The sequence below is a fragment of the Streptomyces sp. NPDC001663 genome, from assembly GCF_042893105.1.
Taxonomy (GTDB): Bacteria; Actinomycetota; Actinomycetes; order Streptomycetales; family Streptomycetaceae; genus Streptomyces.
In genome coordinates this window covers 35662-62235 of sequence record NZ_JBIAUR010000001.1, presented here as the reverse complement: position 1 = coordinate 62235, position 26574 = coordinate 35662, and the positions used below count along the sequence as shown (strand labels likewise).

Annotated in this window: 25 protein-coding genes; 12 read left to right on the top strand and 13 right to left on the bottom strand. The window is 71.0% G+C overall.

What is annotated here, in order from left to right:
* Nucleotides 1–59 precede the first annotated feature (59 nt).
* The 7 genes from ACFY1L_RS00315 (at nucleotide 60) to ACFY1L_RS00285 (ending at nucleotide 7719) form a co-directional block, all read left to right on the top strand.
* The gene (locus ACFY1L_RS00315; RefSeq protein WP_361276313.1) at nucleotides 60–731 is read left to right on the top strand and encodes a succinate dehydrogenase; all 672 of its coding nucleotides are present in this window, start codon (nucleotides 60–62) and stop codon (nucleotides 729–731) included.
* Between the two features lie 2 nt (nucleotides 732–733).
* Nucleotides 734–2683 carry a fumarate reductase/succinate dehydrogenase flavoprotein subunit gene (locus ACFY1L_RS00310; protein WP_388815813.1) on the top strand — a complete coding sequence of 650 codons (1950 nt, stop codon included), beginning with the start codon at nucleotides 734–736 and terminating at the stop codon, nucleotides 2681–2683.
* A complete protein-coding gene (locus ACFY1L_RS00305; protein WP_388815810.1) occupies nucleotides 2680–3429 on the top strand; it encodes a succinate dehydrogenase/fumarate reductase iron-sulfur subunit in 750 nt (249 codons plus the stop codon). The genes ACFY1L_RS00310 and ACFY1L_RS00305 overlap by 4 nt, the downstream gene beginning before the upstream one ends.
* Before the next feature lie 108 nt (nucleotides 3430–3537).
* The gene (locus ACFY1L_RS00300; RefSeq protein WP_388815807.1) at nucleotides 3538–4560 is read left to right on the top strand and encodes a hypothetical protein; all 1023 of its coding nucleotides are present in this window, start codon (nucleotides 3538–3540) and stop codon (nucleotides 4558–4560) included.
* A 170-nt stretch (nucleotides 4561–4730) separates the two neighbouring features.
* The gene (locus ACFY1L_RS00295) at nucleotides 4731–5501 is read left to right on the top strand and encodes a GNAT family N-acetyltransferase (RefSeq protein WP_388815804.1); all 771 of its coding nucleotides are present in this window, start codon (nucleotides 4731–4733) and stop codon (nucleotides 5499–5501) included.
* Nucleotides 5501–6307: a lysophospholipid acyltransferase family protein gene (locus ACFY1L_RS00290; RefSeq protein WP_388815801.1), complete on the top strand. Its 807-nt coding sequence runs from the start codon at nucleotides 5501–5503 to the stop codon at nucleotides 6305–6307. The genes ACFY1L_RS00295 and ACFY1L_RS00290 overlap by 1 nt, the downstream gene beginning before the upstream one ends.
* A gap of 242 nt (nucleotides 6308–6549) precedes the next feature.
* Complete coding sequence (locus tag ACFY1L_RS00285; RefSeq protein ID WP_388815798.1) at nucleotides 6550–7719, top strand: alanine--tRNA ligase-related protein; 1170 nt, start codon at nucleotides 6550–6552, stop codon at nucleotides 7717–7719.
* Between the two features lie 4 nt (nucleotides 7720–7723).
* Here ACFY1L_RS00285 and ACFY1L_RS00280 read toward each other — a convergent pair whose 3' ends face one another.
* Together ACFY1L_RS00280 and ACFY1L_RS00275 are read right to left on the bottom strand one after the other, a co-directional pair.
* The gene (locus tag ACFY1L_RS00280; RefSeq protein WP_388815795.1) at nucleotides 7724–8386 is read right to left on the bottom strand and encodes a hypothetical protein; all 663 of its coding nucleotides are present in this window, start codon (nucleotides 8384–8386) and stop codon (nucleotides 7724–7726) included.
* 164 nt (nucleotides 8387–8550) lie between these two features.
* Nucleotides 8551–10890, bottom strand: coding sequence for an ATP-binding cassette domain-containing protein (locus ACFY1L_RS00275; protein ID WP_388815792.1), 2340 nt, complete (start codon nucleotides 10888–10890; stop codon nucleotides 8551–8553).
* Between the two features lie 158 nt (nucleotides 10891–11048).
* On the opposite strand from ACFY1L_RS00275, the gene ACFY1L_RS00270 reads away from it, so the two are divergent.
* Together ACFY1L_RS00270 and ACFY1L_RS00265 are read left to right on the top strand one after the other, a co-directional pair.
* On the top strand, nucleotides 11049–11822 hold the full coding sequence (locus tag ACFY1L_RS00270; protein WP_388815789.1) for a MerR family transcriptional regulator: 774 nt from the start codon (nucleotides 11049–11051) through the stop codon (nucleotides 11820–11822).
* 74 nt (nucleotides 11823–11896) lie between these two features.
* Nucleotides 11897–12112 (top strand): hypothetical protein, encoded by a 216-nt coding sequence (locus tag ACFY1L_RS00265; RefSeq protein ID WP_388815786.1) that lies wholly within the window; start codon nucleotides 11897–11899, stop codon nucleotides 12110–12112.
* Between the two features lie 32 nt (nucleotides 12113–12144).
* Here the strand turns inward: ACFY1L_RS00265 and ACFY1L_RS00260 are convergent, their stop codons facing one another.
* Nucleotides 12145–13044, bottom strand: a complete 900-nt coding sequence (locus ACFY1L_RS00260; RefSeq protein ID WP_388815783.1) for an aminoglycoside phosphotransferase family protein — start codon at nucleotides 13042–13044, stop codon at nucleotides 12145–12147.
* Nucleotides 13045–13209: 165 nt separating this feature from the next.
* Between ACFY1L_RS00260 and ACFY1L_RS00255 the strand changes: the two genes are divergently transcribed.
* Nucleotides 13210–13914: a class I SAM-dependent methyltransferase gene (locus ACFY1L_RS00255; protein WP_388815780.1), complete on the top strand. Its 705-nt coding sequence runs from the start codon at nucleotides 13210–13212 to the stop codon at nucleotides 13912–13914.
* A gap of 9 nt (nucleotides 13915–13923) precedes the next feature.
* On the opposite strand, the gene ACFY1L_RS00250 is transcribed toward ACFY1L_RS00255, so the two are convergent.
* On the bottom strand, nucleotides 13924–14529 hold the full coding sequence (locus ACFY1L_RS00250; RefSeq protein WP_388818826.1) for an NADPH-dependent FMN reductase: 606 nt from the start codon (nucleotides 14527–14529) through the stop codon (nucleotides 13924–13926).
* Between the two features lie 113 nt (nucleotides 14530–14642).
* Here ACFY1L_RS00250 and ACFY1L_RS00245 point away from each other — a divergent pair, with 113 nt between their 5' ends.
* Entirely contained in the window at nucleotides 14643–15479 is an 837-nt protein-coding gene (locus ACFY1L_RS00245) for a helix-turn-helix domain-containing protein (protein WP_388815778.1), read from the top strand.
* Nucleotides 15480–15605: 126 nt separating this feature from the next.
* Nucleotides 15606–16631 (top strand): alcohol dehydrogenase, encoded by a 1026-nt coding sequence (locus tag ACFY1L_RS00240; protein WP_388815775.1) that lies wholly within the window; start codon nucleotides 15606–15608, stop codon nucleotides 16629–16631.
* A gap of 16 nt (nucleotides 16632–16647) precedes the next feature.
* On the opposite strand, the gene ACFY1L_RS00235 is transcribed toward ACFY1L_RS00240, so the two are convergent.
* The 9 genes from ACFY1L_RS00235 to ACFY1L_RS00195 form a co-directional block, all read right to left on the bottom strand.
* Nucleotides 16648–17658, bottom strand: a complete 1011-nt coding sequence (locus ACFY1L_RS00235; RefSeq protein WP_388815772.1) for an LLM class flavin-dependent oxidoreductase — start codon at nucleotides 17656–17658, stop codon at nucleotides 16648–16650.
* Between the two features lie 57 nt (nucleotides 17659–17715).
* On the bottom strand, nucleotides 17716–19104 hold the full coding sequence (locus ACFY1L_RS00230; RefSeq protein ID WP_388815769.1) for an FAD-binding oxidoreductase: 1389 nt from the start codon (nucleotides 19102–19104) through the stop codon (nucleotides 17716–17718).
* Between the two features lie 127 nt (nucleotides 19105–19231).
* Nucleotides 19232–20902, bottom strand: coding sequence for a LuxR C-terminal-related transcriptional regulator (locus ACFY1L_RS00225; protein ID WP_388815766.1), 1671 nt, complete (start codon nucleotides 20900–20902; stop codon nucleotides 19232–19234).
* Nucleotides 20903–20958: 56 nt separating this feature from the next.
* Complete coding sequence (locus tag ACFY1L_RS00220; RefSeq protein WP_388815764.1) at nucleotides 20959–22137, bottom strand: GTP-binding protein; 1179 nt, start codon at nucleotides 22135–22137, stop codon at nucleotides 20959–20961.
* Between the two features lie 6 nt (nucleotides 22138–22143).
* A complete protein-coding gene (rpmF, locus tag ACFY1L_RS00215) occupies nucleotides 22144–22314 on the bottom strand; it encodes a 50S ribosomal protein L32 (protein WP_388815761.1) in 171 nt (56 codons plus the stop codon).
* 99 nt (nucleotides 22315–22413) lie between these two features.
* Complete coding sequence (locus ACFY1L_RS00210) at nucleotides 22414–22821, bottom strand: (2Fe-2S) ferredoxin domain-containing protein (protein WP_388815758.1); 408 nt, start codon at nucleotides 22819–22821, stop codon at nucleotides 22414–22416.
* 90 nt (nucleotides 22822–22911) lie between these two features.
* Entirely contained in the window at nucleotides 22912–24504 is a 1593-nt protein-coding gene (locus ACFY1L_RS00205; protein WP_388815755.1) for a cation acetate symporter, read from the bottom strand.
* Complete coding sequence (locus ACFY1L_RS00200; protein WP_388815752.1) at nucleotides 24501–24914, bottom strand: DUF485 domain-containing protein; 414 nt, start codon at nucleotides 24912–24914, stop codon at nucleotides 24501–24503. Before ACFY1L_RS00200 ends, ACFY1L_RS00205 begins: the two co-directional genes overlap by 4 nt.
* A 323-nt stretch (nucleotides 24915–25237) precedes the next feature.
* Nucleotides 25238–26446, bottom strand: coding sequence for a right-handed parallel beta-helix repeat-containing protein (locus tag ACFY1L_RS00195; RefSeq protein WP_388815749.1), 1209 nt, complete (start codon nucleotides 26444–26446; stop codon nucleotides 25238–25240).
* Nucleotides 26447–26574 lie beyond the last annotated feature (128 nt).

Sequence of the window (26574 nt, the reverse complement as noted above, 5' to 3'; positions counted from 1 at the left end):
GTTCGGCCCTAGCGTCTTGAGTCATGGCTCTGGCAACGCGGACGGACCGACGGCCGTCCATGGCGCGCACCGTGTGGGACAGCACCGTCGGCAAGAAGACGGTGATGGCCGTCAGCGGTGTGATCATGCTGCTGTACCTGGTCGTCCACATGATCGGCAACCTGAAGATCTTCTTCGGGGCGGGCGAGTTCAACCACTACGCCCACTGGCTGCGCACCATCGGCGAGCCGTTCATGCACTACGAGTGGACGCTCTGGCTGATCCGGGTGGTGCTCGTGGTCGCGGTCGTCGCCCACGCCACGTCCGCCTACCAGCTCAGCCGCCGCGACATCAGGGCGCGGCCCAGCAAGTACGTGCACAAGAGGCCGCGGGCCAGCTACGCGACGCGCACCATGCGCTGGGGCGGGATCATCCTCGGTCTGTTCATCGTGTGGCACATCCTCGACCTGACGACCGGCACCGTGCACTCGGGCGGTTTCCAGGAGGGCCACCCGTACCAGAACGTCGTGGACACCTTCTCCACCTGGTACGGCAACGTCATCTACATCGTCGCGATGCTCGCGCTCGGCCTGCACGTCCGGCACGGCTTCTGGAGCGCCGCGCAGACCCTCGGCGTCGGCAGCCGCGCCCGCGACCGCGCCCTGAAGACCGTCGCCAACGTCCTCGCACTGCTGCTCACGGCCGGCTTCATCGCCGTCCCCGTGGGCGTCATGACCGGAGTGGTGAGCTGAACATGACCGACTTCGTGGACTACAACACCGGCGAGCCCCTCGCCGACGACAAGGCCCCGTCCGGTCCCGTCAACGAGCGCTGGGACAAGCGCCGTTTCGAGGCCAAGCTGGTCAACCCTGCCAACCGGCGCAAGCACACGGTGATCGTGGTGGGCACGGGGCTGGCGGGCGGCTCCGCGGGTGCCACGCTCGCCGAACAGGGCTACCACGTCGTCCAGTTCTGCTACCAGGACTCCCCGCGCCGCGCCCACTCCATCGCCGCGCAGGGTGGCATCAACGCGGCCAAGAACTACCGCAACGACGGCGACTCCATCCACCGCCTCTTCTACGACACCGTCAAGGGCGGCGACTTCAGGGCGCGCGAGTCCAACGTCCACCGGCTGGCGCAGATCTCGGTGGAGATCATCGACCAGTGCGTGGCGCAGGGCGTGCCGTTCGCGCGGGAGTACGGCGGCCTGCTCGACACCCGTTCCTTCGGCGGCGTACAGGTGTCGCGGACCTTCTACGCCCGCGGGCAGACGGGTCAGCAGCTTCTGCTCGGCGCGTACCAGGCGCTCAGCAGGCAGATCGCCGCGGGCAACATCGAGATGCACCCGCGGACCGAGATGCTCGACCTGATCGTCGTCGACGGGCGGGCGCGCGGGATCGTGGCGCGTGATCTCATCACCGGCAAGATCGACACCTACTTCGCGGACGCCGTCGTACTGGCAAGTGGCGGTTACGGCAACGTCTTCTACCTGTCGACGAATGCCATGAACTCCAACGCCACCGCCATCTGGCGGGCCCACCGGCGCGGCGCCTACTTCGCCAACCCCTGCTTCACACAGATCCATCCGACCTGCATCCCGCGCACCGGCGACCACCAGTCCAAGCTGACGCTGATGAGCGAGTCGCTGCGCAACGACGGCCGGATCTGGGTGCCGAAGGCCAGGGGCGACGACCGGCCGCCGAACAAGATCCCCGAGGACGAGCGCGACTACTACCTGGAGCGCATCTACCCGTCCTTCGGCAACCTGGTCCCGCGCGACATCGCCTCCCGCGCCGCGAAGAACGTCTGCGACGAGGGCAGGGGCGTCGGGCCGGGTGGTCAGGGCGTCTACCTGGACTTCGCGGACGCCATCAAGCGCATGGGCCGCAAGGCCGTCGAGGCCAAGTACGGCAACCTCTTCGACATGTACCAGCGGATCACCGACGAGGATCCGTACGAGGTGCCGATGCGGATCTACCCCGCCGTGCACTACACGATGGGCGGGCTGTGGGTCGACTACGACCTGCAGACCACCATCCCTGGCCTGTTCGCGATCGGTGAGGCCAACTTCTCGGACCACGGGGCGAACCGGCTGGGTGCGTCCGCGCTCATGCAGGGGCTGGCCGACGGCTACTTCGTGCTGCCGGCGACCATCAACGACTACCTCGCCCGCAACCCGCACCACCAGGCCGTCACCACCGAACACCCCGTCGTACAGGAGGTGTTGGCGGAGACGGAGGACCGGCTCAACCTGCTGCTGTCCGTCGACGGCGACCGCACCCCCGACTCCTTCCACCGCGAAGTCGGCGAACTCATGTGGGAGTTCTGCGGGATGGCCCGTACGGATGCGGGTCTGCGCAAGGCACTTGAGCGGATCCCGCAGATCCGCGAGGAGTTCTGGCGGCGCATCAAGGTGCCCGGCACCGGCGAGGAGTTCAACCAGTCGCTGGAGAAGGCGAATCGCGTCGTCGACTACCTGGAGCTCGCCGAGCTCATGTGCCTCGACGCGCTGCACCGCAGTGAGTCCTGCGGCGGCCACTTCCGCGAGGAGTCGCAGACGCCGGACGGCGAAGCGGCCCGCCGGGACGACGAGTTCGCCTATGCGGCCGCCTGGGAGTTCACCGGCACCGGCGAGGCTCCGACCCTGCACAAGGAAGACCTGGTCTTCGAGTACGTCCACCCCACTCAGCGGAGCTACGCATGAAGCTCACCCTGCGCGTCTGGCGGCAGAAGAACGCCGACGCCGAAGGCGCCATGTCCACGTACGAGGTGGACGGCATCTCCTCCGACATGTCGTTCCTGGAGATGCTCGACACGCTCAACGAGGAACTCATCCTGCGCGGTGAGGACCCGGTGGCCTTCGACCACGACTGCCGCGAGGGCATCTGCGGTGCGTGTTCGCTCGTGATCAACGGGGATGCGCACGGGCCGGAGCGGACCACCACCTGTCAGTTGCACATGCGGTCCTTCAAGGACGGCGACACGATCGACATCGAGCCGTGGAGGGCGTCCGCGTTCCCGGTGATCAAGGATCTGGTGGTGGACCGGTCGGCCTTCGACCGGATCATCCAGGCCGGCGGGTACATCACCGCGCCGACCGGGGCCGCGCCGGAGGCGCATGCGACGCCGGTGCCGAAGCCGGATGCGGACTTCGCCTTCGAGCACGCCGAGTGCATCGGGTGCGGGGCGTGTGTGGCGGCGTGTCCCAACGGGGCGGCGATGTTGTTCACGTCCGCCAAGGTCAACCATCTGAACGTGCTGCCGCAGGGGGCGCCCGAGCGTGAGACGCGGGTGCTGGACATGGTGGCGCAGATGGACGACGAGGGGTTCGGGGGCTGCACGTTGACGGGGGAGTGCGCCACCGCCTGCCCCAAGGGCATTCCGCTGGTGTCGATCACGAGCATGAACAAGGAGTGGCTGCGGGCGACTCGGAAGGTGGCGAAGCGGTAGCGCCTGCCAGGCAGCAACAAGCGTTCGCCGACAACGTGCGGACGGGCGGGGCCGGGAGTGGTGCTCCCCGGCCCCGTCTCGCTTGTGGGCTGTGTGTAGTGTCCGCGCATGATCTTTGGACGTAAGGGGAGGGAGCGGTTCCTCGAGGCCGTCGCCGGGTTCGAGGCCGCTGTGCGTGAGCGGGACGGGGAGCGTTCGCAGCGCGCGATGCAGGAGATTCAGCAGCACTACGCCAAGGCGGGGGACGGCGAGTTCGTCCAGGCCGGGCCGCGGCTGGCGGCGCTGCTTCCGGAGGTGCCCTTCGGGCCCCGCGGCCTGGTCGCCGTACTGGTCGGGGCATGCGTCGAGCGGGGCGCCGACGCGGGCGCCTGCGCGCCGTACGTCTTCGACGGGCTCGGCGAAGCGCTCGGCGTCGCCGCGGAGTTCTGCGCGCGCTGGGTGGCGACCGGCGGGGGAGAGATCCCCGATCCGGATCCGGACGCCCTGGACGAAGCGGCCCTCGAACGGGTCGGCGAGGACGCGGCGGAGGGCTGGCTGACGCTGCCCCAGTGGGAGATGGCGTCCGTGGCGATGCTCAACCACGCCGCGGTGCGGGCTGAGCTCGGCGACCGGCGCCTCCGGCTGCTGGAGGCGGTGAGGTCCGTGCAGGAGGCCTCCGACCACGACTTCAAGTGCCTGTACTACGCCCTGCTCGTCCTCGACGACGAGCCGATGGTCGTGCTCCACCGGCCGACCGGCACCGGCTATGCGCTGCGCATGAGCGGCCTCGGCGACAACTTCCAGCTGCACACCCTCCTCGCCGACGTCCTCGTGGGCGGCGGCCACGTGCCCGGTCACGCCCCGTCCGCCCAGGAGGCCGCGGTGTGCCGTGACGCGGCCGGGCAGGTGCCGACCACCGGTTCCTTCAACCTCGTGGGCCCGGACGGCGAGTGGGTGTGGAACGAGGGAACCCCCGCGGACATCCCGGTCGTTGACGGTGTACGGCTGCTCGTCCTCGACCCGCCGCCGTACCAGCGGGGCTGGCCCGCGGGCCGGTTCTTCCCCGGCATGACCGGGGACCTGGTCCTGGAGCGTGTGCTCGACGAGGCGGAAACGAGGGGATGGCTGGAGCAGTGCGTGGCCGCGAAGTGAACGGCAGCGCACGATCGGCCCGCTGAGCGAGCCGTTCAACAACCCCACACCCGCTCTCTCTGCGCCGGACACGCGAAGGTCAGTCGGCATCGGAAGAACAGGGGCGGCAGATCGAACGCTACCGGTCTGCCGCCCGCTCCGCCGACCCGGCCCGCGATCAGGAGAGAGCCATGACCGGCGTAACCACCCTCGACCGTCCCCCGCAGTCCGAGGCCCCCACCCGCTACTCCGTCTCCCTCGCTCGCGACGAGGCCGACGTGCGTGCCGCGCAGCGGCTGCGGCACGAGGTGTTCGCCGGGGAGATGGGCGCCCTGCTGGCCACCCCGCAGCCCGGCTACGACATCGACTCCTTCGACGCGTACTGCGACCACCTGCTGGTGCGCGAGGAGGTGACCGGCCAGGTCGTCGGCACCTACCGGCTGCTGCCGCCGGAGCGCGCCGCGGTCGCCGGACGGCTGTACTCCGAGGGCGAGTTCGACCTGGGTGCGCTCGACGTGATCCGCCCCGGCCTGGTCGAGGTCGGCCGCTCCTGCGTGCACCCCGACCACCGCGACGGCGCCGTCATCGGCCTCATCTGGGCCGGCATCGCCCGCTACATGGTCGACCGCGGCCACGAGTGGCTGGCCGGCTGCTGCTCCATCCCGCTCGCCGACGGTGGCGCGCTCGCCTCCGCGACCTGGGACCGGGTGCGGGACAAGTACCTGGCGCCGGAGGAGTTCCGGGTACGGCCCCTGCTGCCCTGGGTCCCGAACACGGCCGCCCCGGCCGCGCGCACCGAACTCCCCGCCCTGCTGCGCGGCTACCTGCGCCTCGGTGCCTGGGTGTGCGCCGAGCCCGCCCACGACCCGGACTTCGGGGTCGCCGACATGTACGTGCTGCTGTCGATGCGCCGGGTCAACCCGCGCTATCTGCGGCACTTCCTCTCCCTCGTCCCGGCCTGATGAGCGTCTGGCAGCCCAGCGCGCCCTGCACCCCCAGGGCGTGCATCGAGCCGACGGGGTCCGTCACGGCCGTACCACGTGCCGTGGCGCGGATCGCGGCGGTCACGATCCTGATGATCGTCGGGATCGGGCTGTCGCCGCTCGGCGGGAAGATCCCCGCCGAGTGGGTCAAGCGGTGGTGCCGGTGGATCGTACGGGCCGCAGGGGTCCAGGTCCGTATCACCGGCGCCGCCGCGCCCACCGGCGGACTGCTGCTGGTCGCCAACCACATCTCCTGGCTGGACATCCCGCTGCTGGCCGCCGTCCGCCCGGCCCGGATGCTGGCCAAGTCCGACATCCGGCAGTGGCCGGTGGCCGGGCCGGTGGCCGCGCGCGGCGCCCTGTTCATCGACCGCAACCGGCTGCGCGCCCTCCCCGGCACGGTCGCCCGCATTGCGGACGCGCTGCGCGACGGGCAGGCCGTCGGGGTCTTCCCCGAGGGCAGCACCTGGTGCGGCCGCGCCCAGGGCAACTTCCGCCGGGCAGTCTTCCAGGCCGCGCTGGACGCCGGCGTGCCCGTCCAGCCCGTACGCCTGCAGTACCGGGTGACCGGCGGGCCGTCCAGCACGGCGCCCGCCTTCATCGGCGACGACTCGCTGCTGGCCTCGGTGTGGCGGGTGGTGTCGGCCCGCGGGCTGGTCGCCGAGGTGGAGGTACGGCCGGTCATCCCGCCCGGCAGCCACCCCGACCGTCGCTCCCTCGCCCGGGCCGCGCAGCCAGGCGCAACGGCCCAACCCGACTGGACCCACGCCGCGTTGGTGGCGTAGGCGCGGCGAGAGAAAAACCCGAGGACGGCTCGGGCACCGACTGTTAGCGTTGATCCCATGAAGGTCATCAGGCGAACCCGCACCGCAGCCGCGCGAGCGACCAGCTCACCGGCTGCCGACGCCTGACCTCTCCACCACATTCCCCGGCGGCCGGAAACGGACCGCCGGGACGTCGTCGCACCTCTCCTCCCCGTCTGCTCGCGCGGTTCTTTCCGGTCCCCACGACCCGAAGGACCAACGCCATGAACACCGAGCAGACCCTGCGGACGTTCACCGACTTCTACCGCGAGCGCGGACACCACCTCGTCACCGGAAGCTCGCTCCTGCCCCCGCCCTCGGACCCGGTGCTGTTCACCACCTCCGGCATGCACCCCCTCACGCCCTACCTCCAGGGCCGCCCCCATCCCCACGGCCGACGCCTGCTCAACGTCCAGCGCTGTCTGCGCACGACAGACCTCGACGAGATCGGCGACCTCACCCACCTGACCGTCTTCGAGATGCTCGGCTCCTGGTCGCTGGGCGACTACGGCCACTCGCAGAGCCTGCGGTGGGGACACGAGCTGCTGAGCGACGGATTCGGCATCCCGCACGACCGGCTGCACGTCACCGTCTTCGGCGGCGACGACCAGGTGGGCCCCGACATCGAATCCCTGAGCACCTGGCGGGAGTTGGGAGTGCCCGTGGAGCCGACCGTCGAGGACAACTGGTGGTCCAACGGCCCTGTCGGCCCGTGCGGTCCCGACTCGGAGATCTTCGTCTGGACCGGCGACACCTCACCCCGGGGCACCCCGACCACCGACCCGCGCTGGGTGGAGATCTGGAACCACGTCCACATGCGCTACCACCGCCACGAGGACGGCAGCCTCGAACCTCTCCGGCAGCCAAGCGTCGACACGGGCATGGGACTGGAACGGCTGCTGACCGTCCTCCAGGGCCACAACTCGGTCTACGAGACGGACCTGTTCGAGCCGTGGACGCGACTGCTGCCGCCGCTGTGGGACCTGGACGAGCCCTCGATGCGTCTCGTCTGCGACCACCTGCGCTCGGGCATCGTCGTACTCGGCGACGGCGTACGCCCGTCCAACACCGGCCGCGGCTACGTACTGCGCCGCCTGCTCCGCCGCCTCCTCACCACGCTGAGGCGCGACGGCTCCGACCGAACCTTGTCCGACCTGCCGGAGGAACTCATCGAGCACACCCTCGACCACTTCCGCCAGCCCTGCGGAGCCGGCCCGATCCGTGACGAACTGCTGGAGGAGGAACGGCGGTTCACGAAACTCCTCGAACGAGGTCGCCGCGTGCTGTCCCGCTCGGAGTTCCAGCGACCGCTGACGGACGAGGACTTCGGCTACCTGCACGACACCCACGGGCTGCCGCGCGACCTCGTGGCCGGCCTGCTCACCACCCGATGAACGGTTACGGCTTCAGGGCGTAGAAGATCTCGATTCCCGCGCCCGCGGGGCCGTTGGAATCGCGCCAGGCAAGCAGGACCCGGTTGTCGCCGGCCAACGTCATGTCCAGGCTCGGCGACTCCGGGTTGTCGGCGCTGACCTTCGTGGGGGCCTGGAAGCTGTCACCTCCGTTGGCACTCCGGGTGAGGAAGACGGCGAATTGGTTGTTCACCACCGCCTGCCAGGCCACGAAGACGTTGGTCCCGGATGCCACCACTCGAAGGAAGTCGGGATCGGTGCCGGTGGTGGCATCGCTCAGCTTGATGCGGTTGGCGAAGATGCCGTCGTTCTCCCGGTCCCGCCGGAAGACCACGTCGCCGCCCTCGGCCCACACCACATAGACCCGGGTACCCGACACCGCGATCCTCTCGCCGCCGGAGAAGATCGTGCGACTGTCGCTGAGGTTGATCCGGGGCAGGAACGTCGTGCCCCCGTCCTTGCTCCGGGCCAGGAAGACGTCCGGCTGCGGGTCGTTCGGATCGAAGCCGGGCGGAAACTCGTGCCAGAGGACGAAGATGCTGCTCCCCGACCGGGCGACGGTCGGGGGCTCGGCGTCCGCGTTGGGAGTTCCGGGGATCTGTTTCGGCGCGGTGAGCGCACGCTCCTGGATCGTGGTGTCGTCAGCCATGACGACCTCCTGGTGATCGGTGTCGGGCGGGCATCCCCTCCGCGGCCGATGCTATTGCCGCCGCGTCACGTTGACCGACGCGGAACCGGTCAGTCTAAAGCGGACGATTCGGGCCTTGGTCCACTGCTCCGACCACCGCTGGGGCCGACCCCGGGCATCTGCGCTCAGCCAAGCGCCCGGGCCAGATAGGCAGCCGTGGCGCTCCCGCCCGCCCCCGCGACCTCCGTCGGCGTCCCCGCCGCCACGACCCGCCCGCCCGCGTCCCCGCCGCCCGGCCCAAGGTCGATCACCCAGTCCGCGCCCGCCACGACCGACATGTCGTGCTCGACGACGATCACGGTGTGGCCGGCGTCGACCAGTCCGTGGAGTTGGCGCATCAGGACCTCGACGTCGGCCGGGTGGAGGCCGGTGGTCGGCTCGTCGAGGAGGTAGAGGGTGTGGCCGCGGCGGCCGCGCTGCAACTCGCTTGCCAGCTTGATGCGTTGGGCCTCGCCGCCGGACAGTTCGGTGGCGGGCTGCCCGAGGCGCAGATAGCCGAGGCCGACGTCGAGGAGGGTGGTCAGGCTGCGGGCCACCGCCGGGGTGTCGGCGAAGAACTCCGCCGCGCTCTCCACCGTCAGGTCCAGCACCTGCGCGATGTTCCGTCCCCGGTAGGTCACTTCGAGCGTCTCGGGGTTGTAGCGGGCCCCGCCGCAGTCCGGGCACGGCGCGTATGTGCTCGGCAGGAACAGCAGCTCGACGCTGACGAACCCCTCGCCCTGGCAGGTCTCGCAGCGCCCGCCGGCGACGTTGAAGGAGAACCGTCCGACGCCGTAACTGCGGGCGCGTGCCGCGTCGGTGGACGCGAACACCTTTCGTACGACGTCGAAGAGGCCGGTGTAGGTCGCCAGGTTGGAGCGCGGGGTGCGGCCGATGGGCTTCTGGTCGACCGAGACCAGGCGTTCCACGCCCGCCAGGTCCTCGGTGATCTCTCCGATGAGCGTGGATTTGCCGGACCCGGAGACGCCGGTGACCGCGGTGAACACGCCGAGCGGGAACTCGGCCGTCACCCCGCGCAGGTTGTGCCGGGTGACCGGGCCGACCTTCAACTGGCCCCGGGCGGTGCGCACTTGGCGTACCCGAGTGGGCGATCCGTCGAAGAGATAGCGGGCCGTCGCGGAGTCCGCCACCGCGGCCAGGTCCGCCACCGGGCCGCTGTGCAGCACCTCCCCACCGTGCTCCCCGGCGCGCGGGCCCACGTCCACCAGCCAGTCGGCGCCGCGTACGACGTCGAGGTGGTGCTCGACGACGAACACCGAGTTCCCGGCGGACTTCAGCCGCTCCAGGACGGTGAGCAGGGCCTCCGTGTCCGCCGGGTGCAGTCCGGCGGAGGGTTCGTCGAGGACGTACACCACACCGAACAGCCCGGACCGCAACTGCGTTGCCAGGCGCAGCCGTTGGAGTTCACCCGCGGAGAGGGTGGGGGTGGAGCGGTCCAGGCTGAGGTAGCCGAGGCCGAGTTCGAGGATCGGGGCGATACGGGACTTCAGGTCCTCGGTGAGGACGCGGGCGGCCTCGGAGGTGGCGGCCAGGGCGTCGGCGAGATCCGTGATCGGCAGCGCGGCCAGCTCGGCGATCGTACGGCCGGCGAAGGTCACCGCCATTGCCTCGGGGCGCAGCCTGCTGCCGCCGCAGGCCGGGCAGGGGGCGCTGGTCAGGAAGCGTTCCGCCTTGGCCCGCAGTGTCGGGCTCTTGGAGTCGGAGAAGGTCTTCATGACGTACCGGTGGGCGCTCATGTACGTGCCCTGGTACGGCCGTTGGATGCGGTCGGCGTCGCGCACGGGGTGCACGGTGACGACCGGCTGCTCGTCGGTGAACAGGATCCACTGCCGCTGCTCGGCGGGCAGTTCGCGCCACGGCTGGTCCACGTCGTGGTCGAGCGCGTCCAGGATGTCCCGCAGGTTCTTGCCCTGCCAGGCGCCCGGCCAGGCCGCGATCGCGCCCTCGCGGATCGACAGCGACGGGTCGGGGACCAGCAACTCCTCGGTCGTACGGTGCACTTGACCCAGGCCGTGGCACTCGGGGCAGGCGCCCGCGGCCGTGTTGGGGGAGAAGGCGTCCGAGTCGAGGCGCTCGGCGCCGGGCGGGTAGTCACCGGCGCGGGAGAACAGCATGCGCAGGGAGTTGGAGAGGTTGGTGACCGTGCCGACGGACGAGCGGGACGTCGGCGACGAGCGCCGCTGCTGGAGGGAGACCGCGGGCGGCAGTCCGGTGATCTCGCCGACCTTCGGCGCACCCACCTGGTGGATCAGACGGCGCGCGTACGGGGCGACCGACTCGAAGTAGCGGCGCTGCGCCTCGGCGTAGATCGTGCCGAACGCCAGCGACGACTTCCCGGACCCGGACACGCCCGTGAACACGGTCAACACGTCCCGGGGGATGTCGACGTCCACGCCCTTGAGGTTGTGCTCACGGGCGCCGCGGACGCGGACGTAGGGATCGTGTGAGCCGTGTGGGTCGGGCATGAAGTGGGCTCCGTACGGGTGGGTCTTCGACGGGGGCGGGACAAACCCCGCGATTCTATGCGAGGGGGGTGAGGGGCGCTCGGTGGCCGTCACGGGGCGGCAGTGCATCGCTGTCCCGGGCTTGAACCTCACGCGGTGTGAGGCTGCATCGTTGCTCCATGACCACTTCTGCGACCTGGAAGGTGGGCCGGCTCGCCGAGGCCAGCGGGCTGACCGTGCGCACGCTGCACCACTGGGACACCATCGGGCTGCTCAGCCCCTCACAGCGCACCACGGGGGGACACAGGGAGTACACCGAGGAAGACCTCGTCCGTCTGTATCAGGTGCTGGCGCTGCGCAGTCTGGGGCTGGCTCTGGACACGATCGCCGTCTGCCTCGATGCGGGGGTCGACCCGGTGCGGTTGGTCCGGGACCACCTGGCCGGTGTGGAGGAGTCCATCGCCGCGCTCGGTGTCCTGAAGGAGCGGCTCGTGCGACTCGGCGACGAGCTGTCGGCCGACCGGGCCCCGACGACCACGGACCTGCTCGACGCGCTGCACGCGATCGGCGGCACCGGTCCGGAGGGAGAGCACACGCTGGGCCGCCACCTGGATGCCGACCAGATCCACGTCCTGCGGACTCGTGCCGCTGCCCTGGGGCCCGCGGCACATTACCTGCTGGAGATCGAGTGGCCCGAGCTGTACCGCAGGGCCGAACGGCTCCGCACGGCCGGCACCCCTCCCACCGACCGCAACGTCCGCCGGCTCGTGGCCCGCATGGATGAGCTGAGCGCGCTGTTCACCGGCGGCGACGCCGGCATCTCGGCCGGCGTGCGCGCTGCCTGGCGGGACGATCCGGCGGCCATGTCCGGAGACCCTGCGGCACCGGCCGGCGAATGGCGAGCGCTGGCCGACTACCTGGACCGCGCTCGCAACAGCCCCCGCACGAGCTGAGCAACCTCCCGGGGGTCCACGCGGTCGGCGCACTCCGTCATGCGCCGCTCCCGGCTCGGGGCGAGGCTGGCTGTATGACCGGCGCCCCGTCCATCGCGATCTACCCGCCCGCTGAGGACGGCGGGCGGCGGGTCCGTGCCGCCGACCGGTTCCTGGGCATGGCGTACGGGATCCTGGACATCGTCGAGTTTCTGCGCCTCGCGGGTTTGGAGGACGTGGACGAGGACTGGGTGCGGCAGTCCCCGCTGATCGAGTGGCGGGGCGGTGGGCCGGAGGAGTGGAAGCGCTGACGCGGTGTCGGTGGAGATGCGGCCCTGGTCGCCTAGCCGATCAGGGCCTCGGTGATCTGGCGGGTGGTCTGCGCAGCGACCCGCGGATTGACGGCGGCGTAGGCGGTATGGGCGCTCAGGCCCGTGGCCAAGGCCCAGCCGCGGCCCCGCAGCCAGGTGGCGTCGTCCACGCCGAGTGCGGCGCGGAAGGCGGCCCGGCTCGCGGCCGACATCAACGTGAAGGCGATGGTCAAGTCGCAGGCCGGGTCGCCCACACCGAGCCCGCCGAAGTCGATGACCGCGCTCAGACGGCCGCCGACGGTCAGCAGATTGCCGGTGTGGAAGTCGCCGTGGAACCAGACCGGTGGGCGATCCCACGCGGGGGCGCCCAGCGCCGTGTCCCACAGCCCGGCCATCGCCGCGGCGTCGAAAGCGCCGTCGACCTGCGCGATCGCGGCACGCGTGGCACGGTCCCGGTCGGCCAGAGACCCGGCGGTGAGCTCCGCGCGGGCATCCTCGACCGGGATGGCCTCGGGAGTGAACCGCTGAAGGGCGACCAGGAACTCCGCCAGTTCTACCGCGGCCACGCACGAGTCGGCCAGCGCCTCGACGGTCGCGACCTCGCCGTCCAGCCAGCGGGACACCGACCATGGCCATGGATAGCCGAAGCCGGGTTCTCCCACCCCCACCGGCACCGGGACGGCCAGGGGCAGGTGCGGGGCGAGCCGGGGCAGCCACTCGGACTCCTTCCTGGCCTGCCCGACGGCTCCGGCCTGGCGGGGCAACCGGACGGACAGCTCCTCACCCAGCCGGAAGATCACGTGGTCCGAGCCGGCCGGGTCGAGCAACTCCAGGGGCAGTTCGGCCCACTGCGGGAACTGCGCATCAACCAGGTGCCTGGCCAGCGCGGTATCGATCGCGGGGCGGATGCCCGCGGTTCTCCCGGTCGCCAACAGCAGCTCCTGCGGTCGGCCCGCTCCGTGCGGCGGGCGGCCTCGGCCATCCCAGTACGTCGCGACCCCGCCTGTCGACCGGATTTCTCGCCGCACCGGGCAGCGCAGGCCGGTCCGGCCGCCGGGAGCCTGTCCCCGCGTGAGGGTTGCTGACAGCATGCCGTGATGCGCATCAACACCGCCTACGAGGGCGCCCTTGGCGACTACTTCGCCCAATCGGCCACCGACGGCCCCTACAACGCTCACACCGACCGGCCCGCCATGCTCGCCCTGGCCGGCGACGTCACCGGCCTGCGTGTCCTGGACGTCGGCTGCGGTGCCGGGCACTACATCGCCGAACTGCGGGCCCGCGGCGCGGCCGAGGTGGTCGGCGTGGAGGGCAGCGCGACGCTGTTGCGCCACGCCCGCGACCGGGTCGGCCGCGAAGCGACCGTCACGCTGCACCACCACGACCTGGAGGAGCCGCTCGATTTCCTGTCGGACGGTTCCTTCGACCTTGCAGTCGTGGCCCTGGTGCACCATCACCTGGACGACCGCACGCAGCTGTTGGCCGAACTGCACCGCGTGCTGCGTCCCGGCGGAACGCTGCTGGTTTCCACGGTCCATCCGACCGCCGACTGGGTGTGGCACGGTGGCTCCTACTTCGACGAGGACCGTGTCGAGACCCGCTTCGGGGAGAGCGGGTTCACCAACTCCTACCGCCGTATGACGATGCAGACCTTCCTGGGTGAGCTTCTCGACGCCGGGTTCGCCCTGGAGCGACTTGTGGAGCCGCGGGCCGAGGAGTCCGCCCGCCGAGTCGACGAGAACCGCTACCTCAAGACTCTTCAGACGCCGTTCTTCGTCGCCGTCCGCATGCGAAGGGACTAGGACGCAGCCTCACGCCGGATAGGGAGTCGCCTCCCGGGCCGACCGGAGCGCACCCGCCCACCAGGCCAGCTGGTCCAGCAGCGTCTTGGCGTACCCGGGAGCTTCGGTGTCGAGGGGACGGCCGTCCTGCCACGCCGTGAAGTAGTTCGGGAAGGCGAGGCCGTCGCGGATCGTCACGGCGTGCAGCTCGGTCAGGACGTTCTCCAGGTGCAGCACCGCGTGCCGGCCGCCCGCCGCGCCGCCGTAGCTGACGAAGGCGACGGGCTTGGCCGTCCACTGGGTGAAGTGCCAGTCGATGGCGGCCTTCAGCGATGCGGGATAGCTGTGGTTGTACTCCGGTGTCACCACGACGAACGCGTCCGCGCCCTCCAGGGCCGAGGTGAGGGCCGCCATCCCGGCCGGACGGGGGTACTCGTCTCCGGCGTACTTCGGGGAGGCCGCAGGCAGCGCCAACGGGATGTCGATCTCGGCCAGATCGACGACCTCCACCTCGAACCCGCCGTGCGTTACGGCCTGTTCGGCGACCCACGAGGACACGACCGGGCCGAACCGCCCGTCCCGGACGCTTCCGACGACGATCACCAGCTTGTGCTTGCTCTGCTCGTTCTTCTCCATGGCCACCACGATCAGACCGCACCGCGACCCCAACCAGACCGTGCTCAGGCTGGCCCCCACAGGGCCACGCTGAGCCCTCCGCGACCAGCGGGCCGCGTCCTATGCTCGCCACCATGGGCACGCCGTTGGGGGACTTCATCCGGGCCAAGCGCGACAGCATCCAGCCTCAGTCGCTGGGACTGCCCGAGCGCGGCCGCCGCCGGTCACCGGGTCTGCGCCGCCAGGATCTCGCCGCGCGGGCCGGCATCAGCGTCGAGTACCTCACCCGCATCGAACAGGGCCGCGACCGCAACCCGTCGGTGGCGGTGGTCAACGCGGTGGCCGACGCCCTCAGCCTCGACCCGTCGGAGCGCAACCACCTGCGCTACCTCGCGAAGATCACCGGCGGTGAATGCGTCGCCCACACCCAGCCCGCACCACCGCGCCGCCAGGTCCGGCGGCAGGTCCTGGAGACGCTCCGTCTCATCGAGCCGGGGATCGCCATGGTCACCAACCGGCTCGGCGACGTCCTCGCCCACACCGGCGGCTACGAGTCGGTGATGAGCGCGGCCGGACTGCTCGACGCGGACGAACCGAACCTCACCCGCTACCTGTTCACCGACCCCCGCGCCCGGACGTTCTTCGCCGACTGGGACGACGTGGCGGACGAGCAGGTCTTCGACCTGTGGCTCGCACCGTCCATGGAGAACTCGGAGTGGTTCACCGCCGAACTCGCCCCCGTCGCGGGCCCCGACTTCACGCGCCGCCTGAACCGCCACGTGGTTCCGCCCCGCGGACCGCTCCGCCTCGACCACCCGTCCGGGGGCGAACTCCGGCTCGAGCGCGAGACGCTCGAACTCTCCTCTGACGCCCAGCAGTTGGTGGTCTTCCTGCCCGCGGACGAGCGGACGGCCGAGGCAGTCGAGCAACTGCGCCGCCGGCCCCACGGCCGGCTCCGGGCCATCTCGTAACCCCGACCGCCGACGTCGGCGAGAGCGGCCCGCAAAGCTTCTTCCATCCCGCGCGCGTGATCGGCCGCGAGCTGTTCTGCTGGTTCCTGGAACTTCCCCCCTTTCCCGCCCATCCCGGAGGGACAGATGGACACCTATCGAGTCGCGCAGGCCGTGGAGGCCGGCGGGCCGTTCCAGATCGTCGAGCGGGAGGTGCCGCAGCCCGGCCCCGGCCACGTACGCGTGGCGGTGGAGGCCTGCGGGGTCTGCCACAGCGACACCATGTTCGTGAACGCCGGAGCGCCGGGCATCAGCTTCCCGGTGGTCCCCGGACACGAGATCGCCGGACGGATCGACGCGCTCGGCGAGGGCGCCCAGGACCGCGGCTGGCAGGTGGGCGACCGGGTGGCGGTCGGCTGGTTCGGCGGCAGCTGCGGCCACTGCACACGCTGCTGGCAGGGCGACTTCATCGTCTGCGAGAGCCTGAAGGTGCCCGGTTGGGCGTACGACGGCGGCTTCGCCGAGATGCTGATCGCGCCGGCCGACGCATTGGCCCGGATTCCCGACGCCCTGTCCGCGAGCGACGCGGGGCCCCTGGCCTGTGCGGGCGTGACCACGTACAACGGACTGCGGCGCAGCTCGGCCCGGCCGGGCGACCTGGTCGCCGTGCTCGGCCTCGGCGGTCTGGGCCACCTGGGCGTGCAGTACGCGGCCGCGATGGGCTACGAGACCGTGGGGATCGCCCGCGGGGCGGAGAAGGCCGACTTCGCCAAGCAGCTCGGCGCCCACCACTACATCGACAGCACGGCGGCCACGCCCGTCGCCGAAGCGCTGCGGTCACTGGGCGGCGCCAAGGTCGTCCTGGCCACGGCCGGCAACTCGCAGGCCATCACGGCGACCGTGGACGGGCTGTCGCCCCGCGGCGAGCTGGTGGTCATCGGGGCGGACGCCGAGCCCCTGGGGATCAGCCCGGTGCAGCTGCTCATGAGCGGCCGGGTCGTCCGCGGCCATCCGTCCGGCACCTCGCAGGACGTGCAGGACACCATGGCGTTCAGCGCCCTGCACGGCATCCGCCCGATGACCGAGACCCTGCCGCTGGACCGGGCCGGCGAGGCGTACGAGAAGATGCTCTCCGGCAAGGCCCGCTTCCGGATGGTGATCACCACCGGCTGAGACCGCGACCCGCAGGTCAACCGCCGAGCCCGCTGGCGGCGATGCGGGCGAGGCGGCGATACGAGTCCACCAGCGCCGCCCGGTCGTACGTACTGGTCGTCACCAGCACCTCCTGCGCCCCTGTCTCCTTGATCACTGTCTCCAGCTCGTGCGCCACTTGCTCCTCGGTGCCCGCGATGTGCCCGGCGAGCCCGGCCTCGTAGAAGCCGCGCTCCTTGGTTGTCATGGCGAGCGCCTCGACGCGCTCGGCGGGCGGCAGCGGTGGGAAGGTGCCGTGGGTGCGGGAGTACGCCATCGACCAGGCCTCCGGGATCAGCAGCCGGCGGGCCTGGTCGGGGCTGTCGGCGACGGCGATCGTGCCGGAGATGACGACGTACGGTTCGGCGGCCCAGGGGGAGGGGCGGAAGTGGGCGCGGTAGTGGTCGATGCCGCGCTGCATCTTCTCCCGGTTGCGGAGGTCGCCGATGACCATCGGCAGCCCCGCACGGGCCGCGATCGCGGCGCCCTCGCCCATGGCCAGTACGAACGGCGGCACGCTCAGCCCCTCGGCGGGCCGTGCATGAACCCCGGTCGGGGACGTCCCGCGGAACCAGCCGAGCAGCTCCTCGAGCTGCGCCCCGAAGTCCTCGGCGTCGCCCTTGTCCCGCCCGAGCGCCCTGCGCACCCCGTCCGTGAAGCCGACCGAGCGGCCGAGCCCCATGTCGATGCGTCCAGGGAAGAGGGACTCCAGCACCCCGAACTGCTCGGCCACGACCAGGGGTTGATGGTTGGGCAGCATCACACCGCCGGTCCCGACCCGGATCGTCCGGGTCGCCGCCGCGACGGCCGCGGCCAGCACGGTCGGTGCCGACCCGGCGACCCCGGGCACCCCGTGATGCTCCGAGACCCAGACCCGGTGGTAGCCGAGCTCCTCCAGCGCCCGCGCCATTTCTACGGTGTCGCGCAGCGCCTCGGCGTTCGTGCGGCCCTCGCGGGTGCGGGAGCGGTCGAGGACGGAGAAGCGGGTCGAGGCGATCGCGGAGCTCATGAAGGGTTCAACACCCACGAGCCCGCAAGATTCCTCAAGTGCCGCGAAGGGCTTTCCTCAGGGCGCGATGTTGTGGTTCAGGCGGAACAGGTTGCCCGGGTCGTAGCGGCGCTTCAGGTCCGTCAGACGGGCGTGGTTGCCGCGGTAGTTGGCGCGTACGCGGTCGTGGTCGTCGGCGTCCATGAAGTTGACGTAGCCGCCTCCTGCGCAGTGCGGTTCGAGGGCCTTGTAGAAGGCGCGGACCCAGGCCTTCTGGGCCTCGCAGTCCTCCCGGGTGGTCAGGGTGGGGCTGAGTGCGATCGAGTAGTCGGCGTCCCGGTAGGAGAAGGCGGTGTCCTCCGGGCGGATGCGGTGGCAGGCGCCGTCGACGGGGAAGACGACCGTCACGCTCTGGATGGACGGGGTCGTGGCGCCGTACTCGACGAACGCGTCGACGACTCCGTCCGGCAGGCCGCGGCTGAAGGCGCCCTTCCAGTAGTGGAAGAGGCCGGGCGGCACGAGCTCGTCGAACAGGGTGTTGATCACCGGGTAGGGCATGCGCTCCACCATCCGGCCCAGCACCGGTCCGAGCCCGGCGACGCGGTCGCGGATGCGGTCGTCCTCGTCCTCGGGGCCGGTCCAGCAGGTGACCACGCCGCACAGCGGCCGCCCGTGCCAGCGTTCGGGCAGGAACGGCAGCGGCGGTCCGAGGCCTACGACGAGCAGGGCGCCGAGCCGTTCGTCGCCCTCCGCGATCAGCTCCCGGTACCGGCGCATCACATCGGCGTCCAGCGGGAAGAACGTCGGCCCGCCGAGGATGTCGGCGACGGGGTGCAGCCGGTAGGCGAAGGACGTGACGACGCCGAAGTTGCCGCCGCCCCCGCGCACCGCCCACATCAGGTCGCTGTTCTGCTCGTCCGTGCAGGTCAGGAAGGATCCGTCGGCGGTCACCAGGTCCACCGAGGTCAGGTTGTCGCACGCCAGACCGCAGCGGCGGGCCAGATAGCCCATGCCGCCGCCCGTCGTCAGGCCGCCCACCCCGGTGGTGGAGACGATCCCGCCGGTGGTGGCCAGGCCGAAGGCGTGCGTGGCGTGGTTGACGTCCGCCCAGGTGCAGCCGCCCTCGACCCACGCCGTACGGGCATCGGGGTCGACGCGGATCCCGCGCATCCGGCCGAGGTCGAGGACGACACCGCCGTCACAGGTCCCGTGCCCGGCGACGCTGTGGCTGCCGCCGCGGACCGCGAGAGCGAGGCCCTGCTCGCGCGCGAAGTCCACGGTGGCCATCACATCGCCCGTGTCGACGGCCCTGACGACGATCGCCGGCCGCTTGTCGTGCAGCGCGTTGTAGACCAGGCGCGCCTCGTCGTACTCCGGGTCGCCCGGTTCGACGATCTCGCCGCGCACGGCCCCGCGCAGCCGCCCCAGCAACTGCTCGTCGAGGGCCGGTGTGGAGGTGGTTGTCATGGTGGCCACCTGCTTTCCGTTCCGGTGTCGGGAGGGGGCACACCACCGGTCTATGCGGGAAGGGGATGTGTCCTCATCGCCGAAACGGCCCATCCCGGGCACAGGAAGGCATGGGCAGAACGGCCCATCAGGCCAGGCCGTGCGTGCAGGCGTACGCCGTCGCCGCCGCCCGCGAGGACACGTCGAGCTTGGCGAAGATGTTGTTGAGGTGCCGGGCGACGGTGTGCTCGCTGATCACCAGTTCCGCGGCGATGGCCCGGTTGGTCGCGCCCGCCGCGACCAGCCGCAGCACCTCGATCTCCCGCCCGGTCAGCCCGCCCGGCCGCCGGTGCTCCACATCGGCCAGCAGAGCCGCCGCCCGACGGGCGTCCGGTACGGCGCCCAGCTCCCGGAAGACCTGCCCGGCGGCCCGCAGCTCCATCCGCGCCCCCTCGTCGTCGCCCGCGGCGCGATCCGCCGCCGCCAGCGTCATCCGCACCTGGGCCGCCTCATACGGCACCTGCAGCTCCAGCCAGAGCGTCACGGCCCGGCGCAGCAGCGGCAGCGCCCGCTCGAGGTCACGGGCCGCGAACGCCACCGCGCCGCCCGCCCAGGCCGCGCTCGCGTGCAGCGGCGTCGTCTGCGAACCGCGCCGCTCCTGCCACTCCCGGGCCAGGTCCTCCAGCTCCTCGGCCGCGGTGGCGCCCTCGTCCAGCCGGCCGAGGGCGAGGCAGATCTCCACCCGGGCCGCGAGCAGCCGGCAGTGTTCGAGACCGCCGGGCCCGGGGGCCTTGCGGCTGTCGTCGAGGGCCGGGCGCAGCGCGGCGGCCGAGGCCTCGGCCTTCCCCTGGGCCAGCCGCAGCAGGGCGAGCCCGGGCTGCGGGTCACGGCCCAGTTCATGAGCCCTGGCGTACGACTCCTCGGCCGCGGCCAGCTCACCGCGCCGCCGCCGGACCTCCCCGGTCACATAGAACGCCTCGGCGGCCATCCGCCGCTCGTAGGGCAGCAACTCCTCGCAGGTCCGTACGGCCTCGGCCAGCGCCCGCGTCCAGCTGCCCCGCAGCTCCAGCACCTCCACCCGGTGCACCCGGCACAGCCCCCGGAAGTTGTTCTCCGCCGGCATCGAGGCGCACCAGCTCATGGCCGCCTCGGTCCACTCGGCGGCGCGTGCGAGGTCGGCGCAGGCCATGCACTGCTGCAGGCCCAGGCAGTAGACCCAGCCGGTGAAGAAGGCGCTGAGCTCGCCCGCCGTGGCCGAGCACATCGCGTCGTCGAGGAGCTCGAGCCCCTCGGCGACCCTGCCCCGGGCGACCAGGACGCCCGCCTGCGCCTGGACGCCCATGGCGTGCAGATCGGGGCTGTCACAGCGGCGCGCGATCTCGGCCATGCGCCGGGCCGCGGCCATCGCCTCGTCGAACGCGCCGCGCTGCTGCGCCGCCTCCGCGTCCATCCAGGCGAGATAGCACTGCTCGACGCACTCGGGCTGGTCGCGCAGATGCTGCCGGGCCCGGCGCAGCCAGCCGGCGGCCACGGCCGAGCGGCCGGCCAGCTGGTGCTCGTAGAAGAGCATCCAGGCGCAGTACGCGGCCCGCCGGTCGTCGCCGGCCGCCGTGTACCCGGCGTAGGCGCGCATCCGCTGGACGATCGACTCCTCGACACGGCTCGTCCACCAGGCGGCGTCGGCGAAGGCGGCACAGTCGTCGGCGGTGAGCCGGCCGGGGTCCAGGCGCCGCAGCAGTCCGTACGCCTCGGCCCACGCCTCCCGGGCCACGGCCTCCCGCGCCCGCCGCAGTGTGTCGCCGCCGCTCTTCCCAGTCACACGCGGCTCCCTTCACGCTCACCGCGAGCAGGACCGCCTCCTTTCGGCCAGGATAGTCAGGCCACGGACAGTCGGTCCTGGGCCGCGCGCTCGTGATCGCAGGCCTCGTCGATGCCGTACGTGTCCCAGGCGGGGAACGGATCGACCGGCGGGAGGCTCTCGCCGGGTGTCATCAGGCAGCCGGTCAGGGCGGCTTGGAGTCCCGGCGCGTTCAACTGCGTGCCGATCAGGACCAGTTCCTGTGCGTACGGCGCTTCGCGGTCCCGGACGGCGGACGGCTCGAAGCGGGCCACGGTGCCGGCCTGGGACCACAGGCCCGTCACGTGCGGGCGGCCGGCCAGGGTGAAGAAGCCCTTGGAGCGCAGGACCCGGCCGTAGGCGCCGCTGTCCAGGTCCTCGGTCACGAAACGCCACAACCGGCCGGGATGGAAGAGGAGTTCGGAGCGGAACACGGTGGAGGAGATGCCGTACTCCTCGGTCTCGGGCACGTGGTCGCCGTTGAGTTCCTGCACCCATCCCGGTGCCTGTTGGGCGCGTTCGAGGTCGAACAGGCGGGTGCCGAGGACCTGTTGGACATCCACCCGCGCGTGTGTGGCCGTGACGATGCGCGCGGCGGGATTGAGACGGGTGAGCACCGCTTGCAGCCGGTCTGCGGCGCCTGCGTCCACGAGGTCGAGCTTGTTGAGCACGATGACGTCGGCGAACTCGACCTGGTCGACCAGGAGATCGCTGACGGTGCGCTCGTCGTCCTCGAACGGCGCCAGCCCGCGCTCGGCGAGCTCGTCACCCGACTCCAGCTCCGGCAGGAAGTTCGCGGCGTCGACGACCGTGACCATGGTGTCCAGCGCGGCGACCTCGCCGAGGGTGGCGCCGTCGTCGCGGGCGAAGGCGAAGGTGGCCGCGACCGGCATCGGCTCGGAGATGCCCGAGGACTCGATCAGGAGGTGGTCGAAGCGGCCCTCGCGGGCCAGCCGGTCGACCTCCTCAAGCAGGTCGTCGCGCAGCGTGCAGCAGATGCAGCCGTTGGTCATCTCGACGAGGCGTTCCTCGGTCCGCGACAGGGCGGCCTCACCGCCGCGCACCAGCGCGGCGTCGATGTTGACCTCGCTCATGTCGTTGACGATGACGGCGACCCGCAGGCCCTCGCGGTTGGCGAGGACGTGGTTGAGCAGCGTGGTCTTGCCCGCCCCGAGGAAGCCGGACAGGACGGTGACGGGCAGGCGGTCGTACGGCATCCGGCGTCAGCCCTCGGGGCGCAGCAGCCCGCGCTCGTACGCCTTGACCAGGTGCTGCGGCACGAGGTGGGCGACGCCGTCGATGGTGAGAGGCACCAATTGCGCGGTGGTCGCCTTCCACTGGGCGCGGCGGTGGCGGGTGTTGCTGCGGGACATCTTCCGCTTCGGGACAGCCATGGGAATCCTCCTCGGTGGCCCTGGGTGGGCGAGCACCGAGGACGCTACATGAAAATGGATCCCATTAACAATTGACGGTTGGTCGTCCTTGGGGGGCCGTCAGCGGCGGCTGCGGACGCGTGCCTCCCGAGGTGGCCGGATGAACTGCAGCTCCAGTGTGATCGGCGGCTCCGCGAGCCCCGGACCGCCCGCCGCCGCCCAGGTCACGATCTCCTCGGTGCAGTCGTCGTCCATGGCGAAGCCGATCCAGGTGGCCCGGCCGCCGGCCCGGCGCCCCTCTGCCGACGGCTGGACGACGATGACGTTCGCCTGGTCGCAGGGGCCCAGGCAGTCGGTCGTACGGACCTGGAAGCCGTACTCGGCCGCCGCGGCGCGGAGGCGGTCCAGCTGCCAGGCGTGGTCGGTGCCCGGATGCTTGCGCGGATCGCCGCAGCAGCAGCCCCGGCACACGACGAGTGTGCAGGGGCGCTGCCGGGCGGCGCCGATCATGATCGTGCGAGATGACATGCAAGAAGCATGCGGTGTACGGCGATCATGGCGCGCACGGGGGTCGTGGTGCGCGCCGTGTTGCGGGGCCGGAGGGTGCCGAGGGTGGTCTCACCGCTCGCTGCCCACGAGCATCCTTACCTCGAACTCCTCGTGGGAGACGTTCTCCTGACGGGTGCTCAGTACTGTGCCCAGCCAGCCCAGGAGGAAGCCCGCCGGGATGGAGACGATGCCCGGGTTCTGCAGTGGGAACCAGGCGAAGTCGGCGGACGGGTAGAACGAGTCCGGGGTGGAGGAGACGACGGGGGAGAAGACCACGAGCAGTACGGAGCAGACCAGGCCGCCCCAGAGGCTGAGCAGTGCGCCCTGTCCGGTGAACCGCCGCCAGAACAGGCTGTACACGAGGGCCGGCAGGATCGCGGAGGCCGCGATGGCGAAGGCGAGGAAGGCCAGGGTCGCGGTGTTGGCGTCCCAGGAGACGAGGGCGAGCAGGATGCCGAGGACACCGATGACGACCGCGGACAGGCGGGCCACGGTCAGCTCCTCGGTCTGGCTGGCCCGGCCCCTGCGGATCACCTCGCCGTACAGGTCGTGGGCGAGGGAGGTGGCCGCGGCGAGGGTGAGCCCGGCCGCGACGGCGAGCAGCGTGACGAACGCCAGGCAGGACAGCAGGGCGGTCAGGATGCCGCCGCCCAGGGCGTGGGCGAGGAGCAGCACGGCGGCGTCGCCCTTGTGGTCGGTGCCGGCGATGGTGTCCCGGCCGACGATCGCGGTGGCGCCGAGGCCGAGGATGCCGGCCGCGAGGCAGACCAGGCCGACCAGGCTCACGGCCCAGACGACGGAGGAGCGCAGCACGCCGCCGGAGCGCGGGGCGAGCAGCCGCATCAACACGTGCGGGAGGGCGGCCAGGCCCAGCACGATGGCCAGTTCGAGGCTGAGGAAGTCCAGCTTGCTGGTGGTGCTGGCGCCGTAGCGCAGGCCCGGTTCGAGGAAGCGGGTGCCGTATCCGCTGCGGTCGGCGGCCGCGGACAGGAGGGCGTCCGGGCTCCAGTGGAAGTGGTGCAGCACCATCACCGCGGTGACCGACACGCCCGCCACCAGCATCACGGCCTTGATGATCTGGATGACCGTGGCGCCGGGCATGCCGCCGATGGAGGCGTAGACGATGACGACGGTGCCGATGGTGACCACGCACAACGTCCGTGTGGTGGCGCCGGGTTCGCCGGTGAACTGGGTCAACAGGGCGACGCTGCCGACGAGTTGGGCCACCAGGTAGAGGGTGGTGATGGTCAGCGTGCACACCGCCAGGGCGATCCGCACCGGCCGCTGCAGCCGGGGCAGGCGCAGGGCGAGCATGTCGCCCGGCGTGAACTTCCCTGCGCGGTGCAGCGGTTCGGCGATCAGCAGCAGCACCATCATCCAGGCGACGGTGGTCCCGGACAGGTACAGCAGCCCGTCGTACCCGGTGAGGGCGACGAGTCCGGTGCTGCCCAGCAGGGTCGCCGCGGAGAGGTAGTCGCCGCACATGGCCAGGCCGTTGCGCAGCGGCGACATGGTGCGGTTGCCGAGGTAGAACTCGCTGATCTCGTCGCGGTGCGGGGCGGTCAGCAGGGCCATGAACAGGGTGACCACGACCACCGACAGGAACAGCACGAACGTCAGCTGCAGGCTGAAGCGGTCGACGACGGCTGCGGAAATGCTCACCACGCGCGCTGCCCCCTCGCCCGCTGGGCCTCGCGCTGGTGGTGGGCCTCGCGCTGATGGAGCTTGGCCCGCAGGCCGCGGGCGAGCGGGTCGACGCGGGTGCGCATGTGCCGGAGGTAGCACCACGCCGTCACGCCCATCACGACGAACTGAGCCAGACCGAAAACGAGTCCGACGGTGAGATGGCCGAACAGGGGCTGATTCATCACACCGGGGGCGAAACTCGACAACAGCACATAGAGCAGGAATCCGCCGACCGACCAGAGGGTCGCGCGCGTGCCGAAGCGGCGGTGGGCGCGACGCAGGGAGTGAAATTCCGGGTGGTCGGATATCGGGGGAGGCTTCAACTGTTCGTCGTTCGCCATGGGATACGGGGGCGAGTCGTAGGGCCAGGCTGATTGTTCGGGCACAAAAGCACCTTCTTTGCCGCTTCATGCCATGCACCGTGCAGAATGTGCTGGTGGGGTGCGGGCTGTGGGGAGATCGTGAATCCGAATTCCCTGGTATTCGAATTCTTCGCCCTTGTCGGGGACGTGGGGGGCGAGGTGGGAAGCGGAGTATTGCAGGGTGCTCTTTGAACAATCAACCGCCAGGACGTATTGATGTGTACACATGGCTCATTCGCGCACACGCGGTGTGCAAGCGCTATCGCACAGCCTGCACAAAGCAAGCCCGCGACGAATAGTCCGGACTAATTCTCCGGTCAGGCTGTCTCAAATACGTCGCAGGCGCTTCAGAACCGGGCGCCGATCGCGGCGCCGTTGCGCGGGACCAGGAAGGCGGGCGCCGGCGGGAGTGAACCGTCCGCGGCCCGCGGCCCCGTGAGCGCGCCAGGGTCCGTACTGAGAACCGACGAAGCATCCCAAGTGCCGCCCAGATCCCAGTTGCCCTTGGATACTGTCCCGGAGCCGCGGGCCACGGCCTTCCCGTCGGCGACCGACAGGTCGGCGCTGAGCGTGGCGGTCCCGCCCGAGACGTCGGCGTCGAAGCCGGTGCCGGCATTGCCGTAGGCGGAGTCGCGGGTCAGAGCGAGTGCTCCGGCGTTGCCGTTGTCGGTGAAGCCGTGCGCGGCGTTCTTGAAAGCGACGCTGCCCCGGACCGTGTGGGCCACCGCCGGGGCCGGCGTCCCGCCGCCGAGCTTGAATCCGTTGCCGTCGCCCGCGAAGTCCGGGAAGTTCCAGCGGTTGAAGCCGTTGCCGTACGCCACCGTGTTCTCGATCAGGATCGGCGAGGTGAACTTCCAGGCGTCGAAGCCGTCGTCGACGTTGTTCCACAGCCGGGCACCGCGCACGACGTTGCTGGTGCCGCTGCCCTCCTTGATGGCGAGACCGTCGGCGCTCTCGCCGTTCTTGCGCGGGTCGCGGTTGAGGTAACTGTCCAGGTTCAGGATCTGGTTGTTGCTGGAGACGCCCTGGAGCTGGAATCCGGACTCGTAGTTGTCGTGCGTGGACAGGCGGGAGAAGACGTTGCCGTTGCAGCCGTCGCAGTAGATGCCGTACGGCCCGTTGACGATCTCCAGGCCGGAGATCCGCCAGTACGACGCCTCCTGGTGGATCGCCCCGCGCTCGGCCCGCGGGATGCTGCCGCCAACGGGTGTGTGACTGGCGGGCAGTTGCTCGCCGTCGACCACGACCCGCTCGCCCTGGTAGGCGCCGAGCGTGATGGGCTGGGACGCCGTGCCCGAGGTGGTGATGGTGATGTTGTCGGTCAGCGCGTATGTCCCGCCGCGTACGGCGATGGTGTCGCCGGGGGCCGCCAATCCCACTGCCTTCTGGATGGACTTGAGGGGCCGGGCGAGCGTACCGGGCGCGGAGTCGTCCCCGTTCGTGGCCACGACCAGGGTCTTCGCGGCGGCCGAGGCCTCGCCCGCCGTGCCCAATGACGTCACCATGGCCGCGCTCACGACCGCCGCCGTCCAGATCGCCGCGTTCCTCTTGCGCATGGGGTCTCCCGCCTCCGCCTGCACGTCGTGTCGCTGAGCAGTGGTCGCGGGCGGCGCGAAGGTTGCCCGCCGGAGGTCGCCGGTTGGCTAGCGTGTCCACGGATGGTCACCGACGTCAGCAACACGAT

What these genes read in the sequence shown, in the direction of transcription:
- ACFY1L_RS00315 (WP_361276313.1), top strand. Translation starts at nt 60, where the DNA reads ATGGCGCGCACCGTGTGGGACAGCACCGTCGGCAAGAAGACGGTGATG.
- ACFY1L_RS00310 (WP_388815813.1), top strand. Translation starts at nt 734, where the DNA reads ATGACCGACTTCGTGGACTACAACACCGGCGAGCCCCTCGCCGACGAC.
- ACFY1L_RS00305 (WP_388815810.1), top strand. Translation starts at nt 2,680, where the DNA reads ATGAAGCTCACCCTGCGCGTCTGGCGGCAGAAGAACGCCGACGCCGAA.
- ACFY1L_RS00300 (WP_388815807.1), top strand. Translation starts at nt 3,538, where the DNA reads ATGATCTTTGGACGTAAGGGGAGGGAGCGGTTCCTCGAGGCCGTCGCC.
- ACFY1L_RS00295 (WP_388815804.1), top strand. Translation starts at nt 4,731, where the DNA reads ATGACCGGCGTAACCACCCTCGACCGTCCCCCGCAGTCCGAGGCCCCC.
- ACFY1L_RS00290 (WP_388815801.1), top strand. Translation starts at nt 5,501, where the DNA reads ATGAGCGTCTGGCAGCCCAGCGCGCCCTGCACCCCCAGGGCGTGCATC.
- ACFY1L_RS00285 (WP_388815798.1), top strand. Translation starts at nt 6,550, where the DNA reads ATGAACACCGAGCAGACCCTGCGGACGTTCACCGACTTCTACCGCGAG.
- ACFY1L_RS00280 (WP_388815795.1), bottom strand. Translation starts at nt 8,386, where the DNA reads ATGGCTGACGACACCACGATCCAGGAGCGTGCGCTCACCGCGCCGAAA.
- ACFY1L_RS00275 (WP_388815792.1), bottom strand. Translation starts at nt 10,890, where the DNA reads ATGCCCGACCCACACGGCTCACACGATCCCTACGTCCGCGTCCGCGGC.
- ACFY1L_RS00270 (WP_388815789.1), top strand. Translation starts at nt 11,049, where the DNA reads ATGACCACTTCTGCGACCTGGAAGGTGGGCCGGCTCGCCGAGGCCAGC.
- ACFY1L_RS00265 (WP_388815786.1), top strand. Translation starts at nt 11,897, where the DNA reads ATGACCGGCGCCCCGTCCATCGCGATCTACCCGCCCGCTGAGGACGGC.
- ACFY1L_RS00255 (WP_388815780.1), top strand. Translation starts at nt 13,210, where the DNA reads ATGCGCATCAACACCGCCTACGAGGGCGCCCTTGGCGACTACTTCGCC.
- ACFY1L_RS00250 (WP_388818826.1), bottom strand. Translation starts at nt 14,529, where the DNA reads ATGGAGAAGAACGAGCAGAGCAAGCACAAGCTGGTGATCGTCGTCGGA.
- ACFY1L_RS00245 (WP_388815778.1), top strand. Translation starts at nt 14,643, where the DNA reads ATGGGCACGCCGTTGGGGGACTTCATCCGGGCCAAGCGCGACAGCATC.
- ACFY1L_RS00240 (WP_388815775.1), top strand. Translation starts at nt 15,606, where the DNA reads ATGGACACCTATCGAGTCGCGCAGGCCGTGGAGGCCGGCGGGCCGTTC.
- ACFY1L_RS00235 (WP_388815772.1), bottom strand. Translation starts at nt 17,658, where the DNA reads ATGAGCTCCGCGATCGCCTCGACCCGCTTCTCCGTCCTCGACCGCTCC.
- ACFY1L_RS00230 (WP_388815769.1), bottom strand. Translation starts at nt 19,104, where the DNA reads ATGACAACCACCTCCACACCGGCCCTCGACGAGCAGTTGCTGGGGCGG.
- ACFY1L_RS00220 (WP_388815764.1), bottom strand. Translation starts at nt 22,137, where the DNA reads ATGCCGTACGACCGCCTGCCCGTCACCGTCCTGTCCGGCTTCCTCGGG.
- rpmF (WP_388815761.1), bottom strand. Translation starts at nt 22,314, where the DNA reads ATGGCTGTCCCGAAGCGGAAGATGTCCCGCAGCAACACCCGCCACCGC.
- ACFY1L_RS00210 (WP_388815758.1), bottom strand. Translation starts at nt 22,821, where the DNA reads ATGTCATCTCGCACGATCATGATCGGCGCCGCCCGGCAGCGCCCCTGC.
- ACFY1L_RS00195 (WP_388815749.1), bottom strand. Translation starts at nt 26,446, where the DNA reads ATGCGCAAGAGGAACGCGGCGATCTGGACGGCGGCGGTCGTGAGCGCG.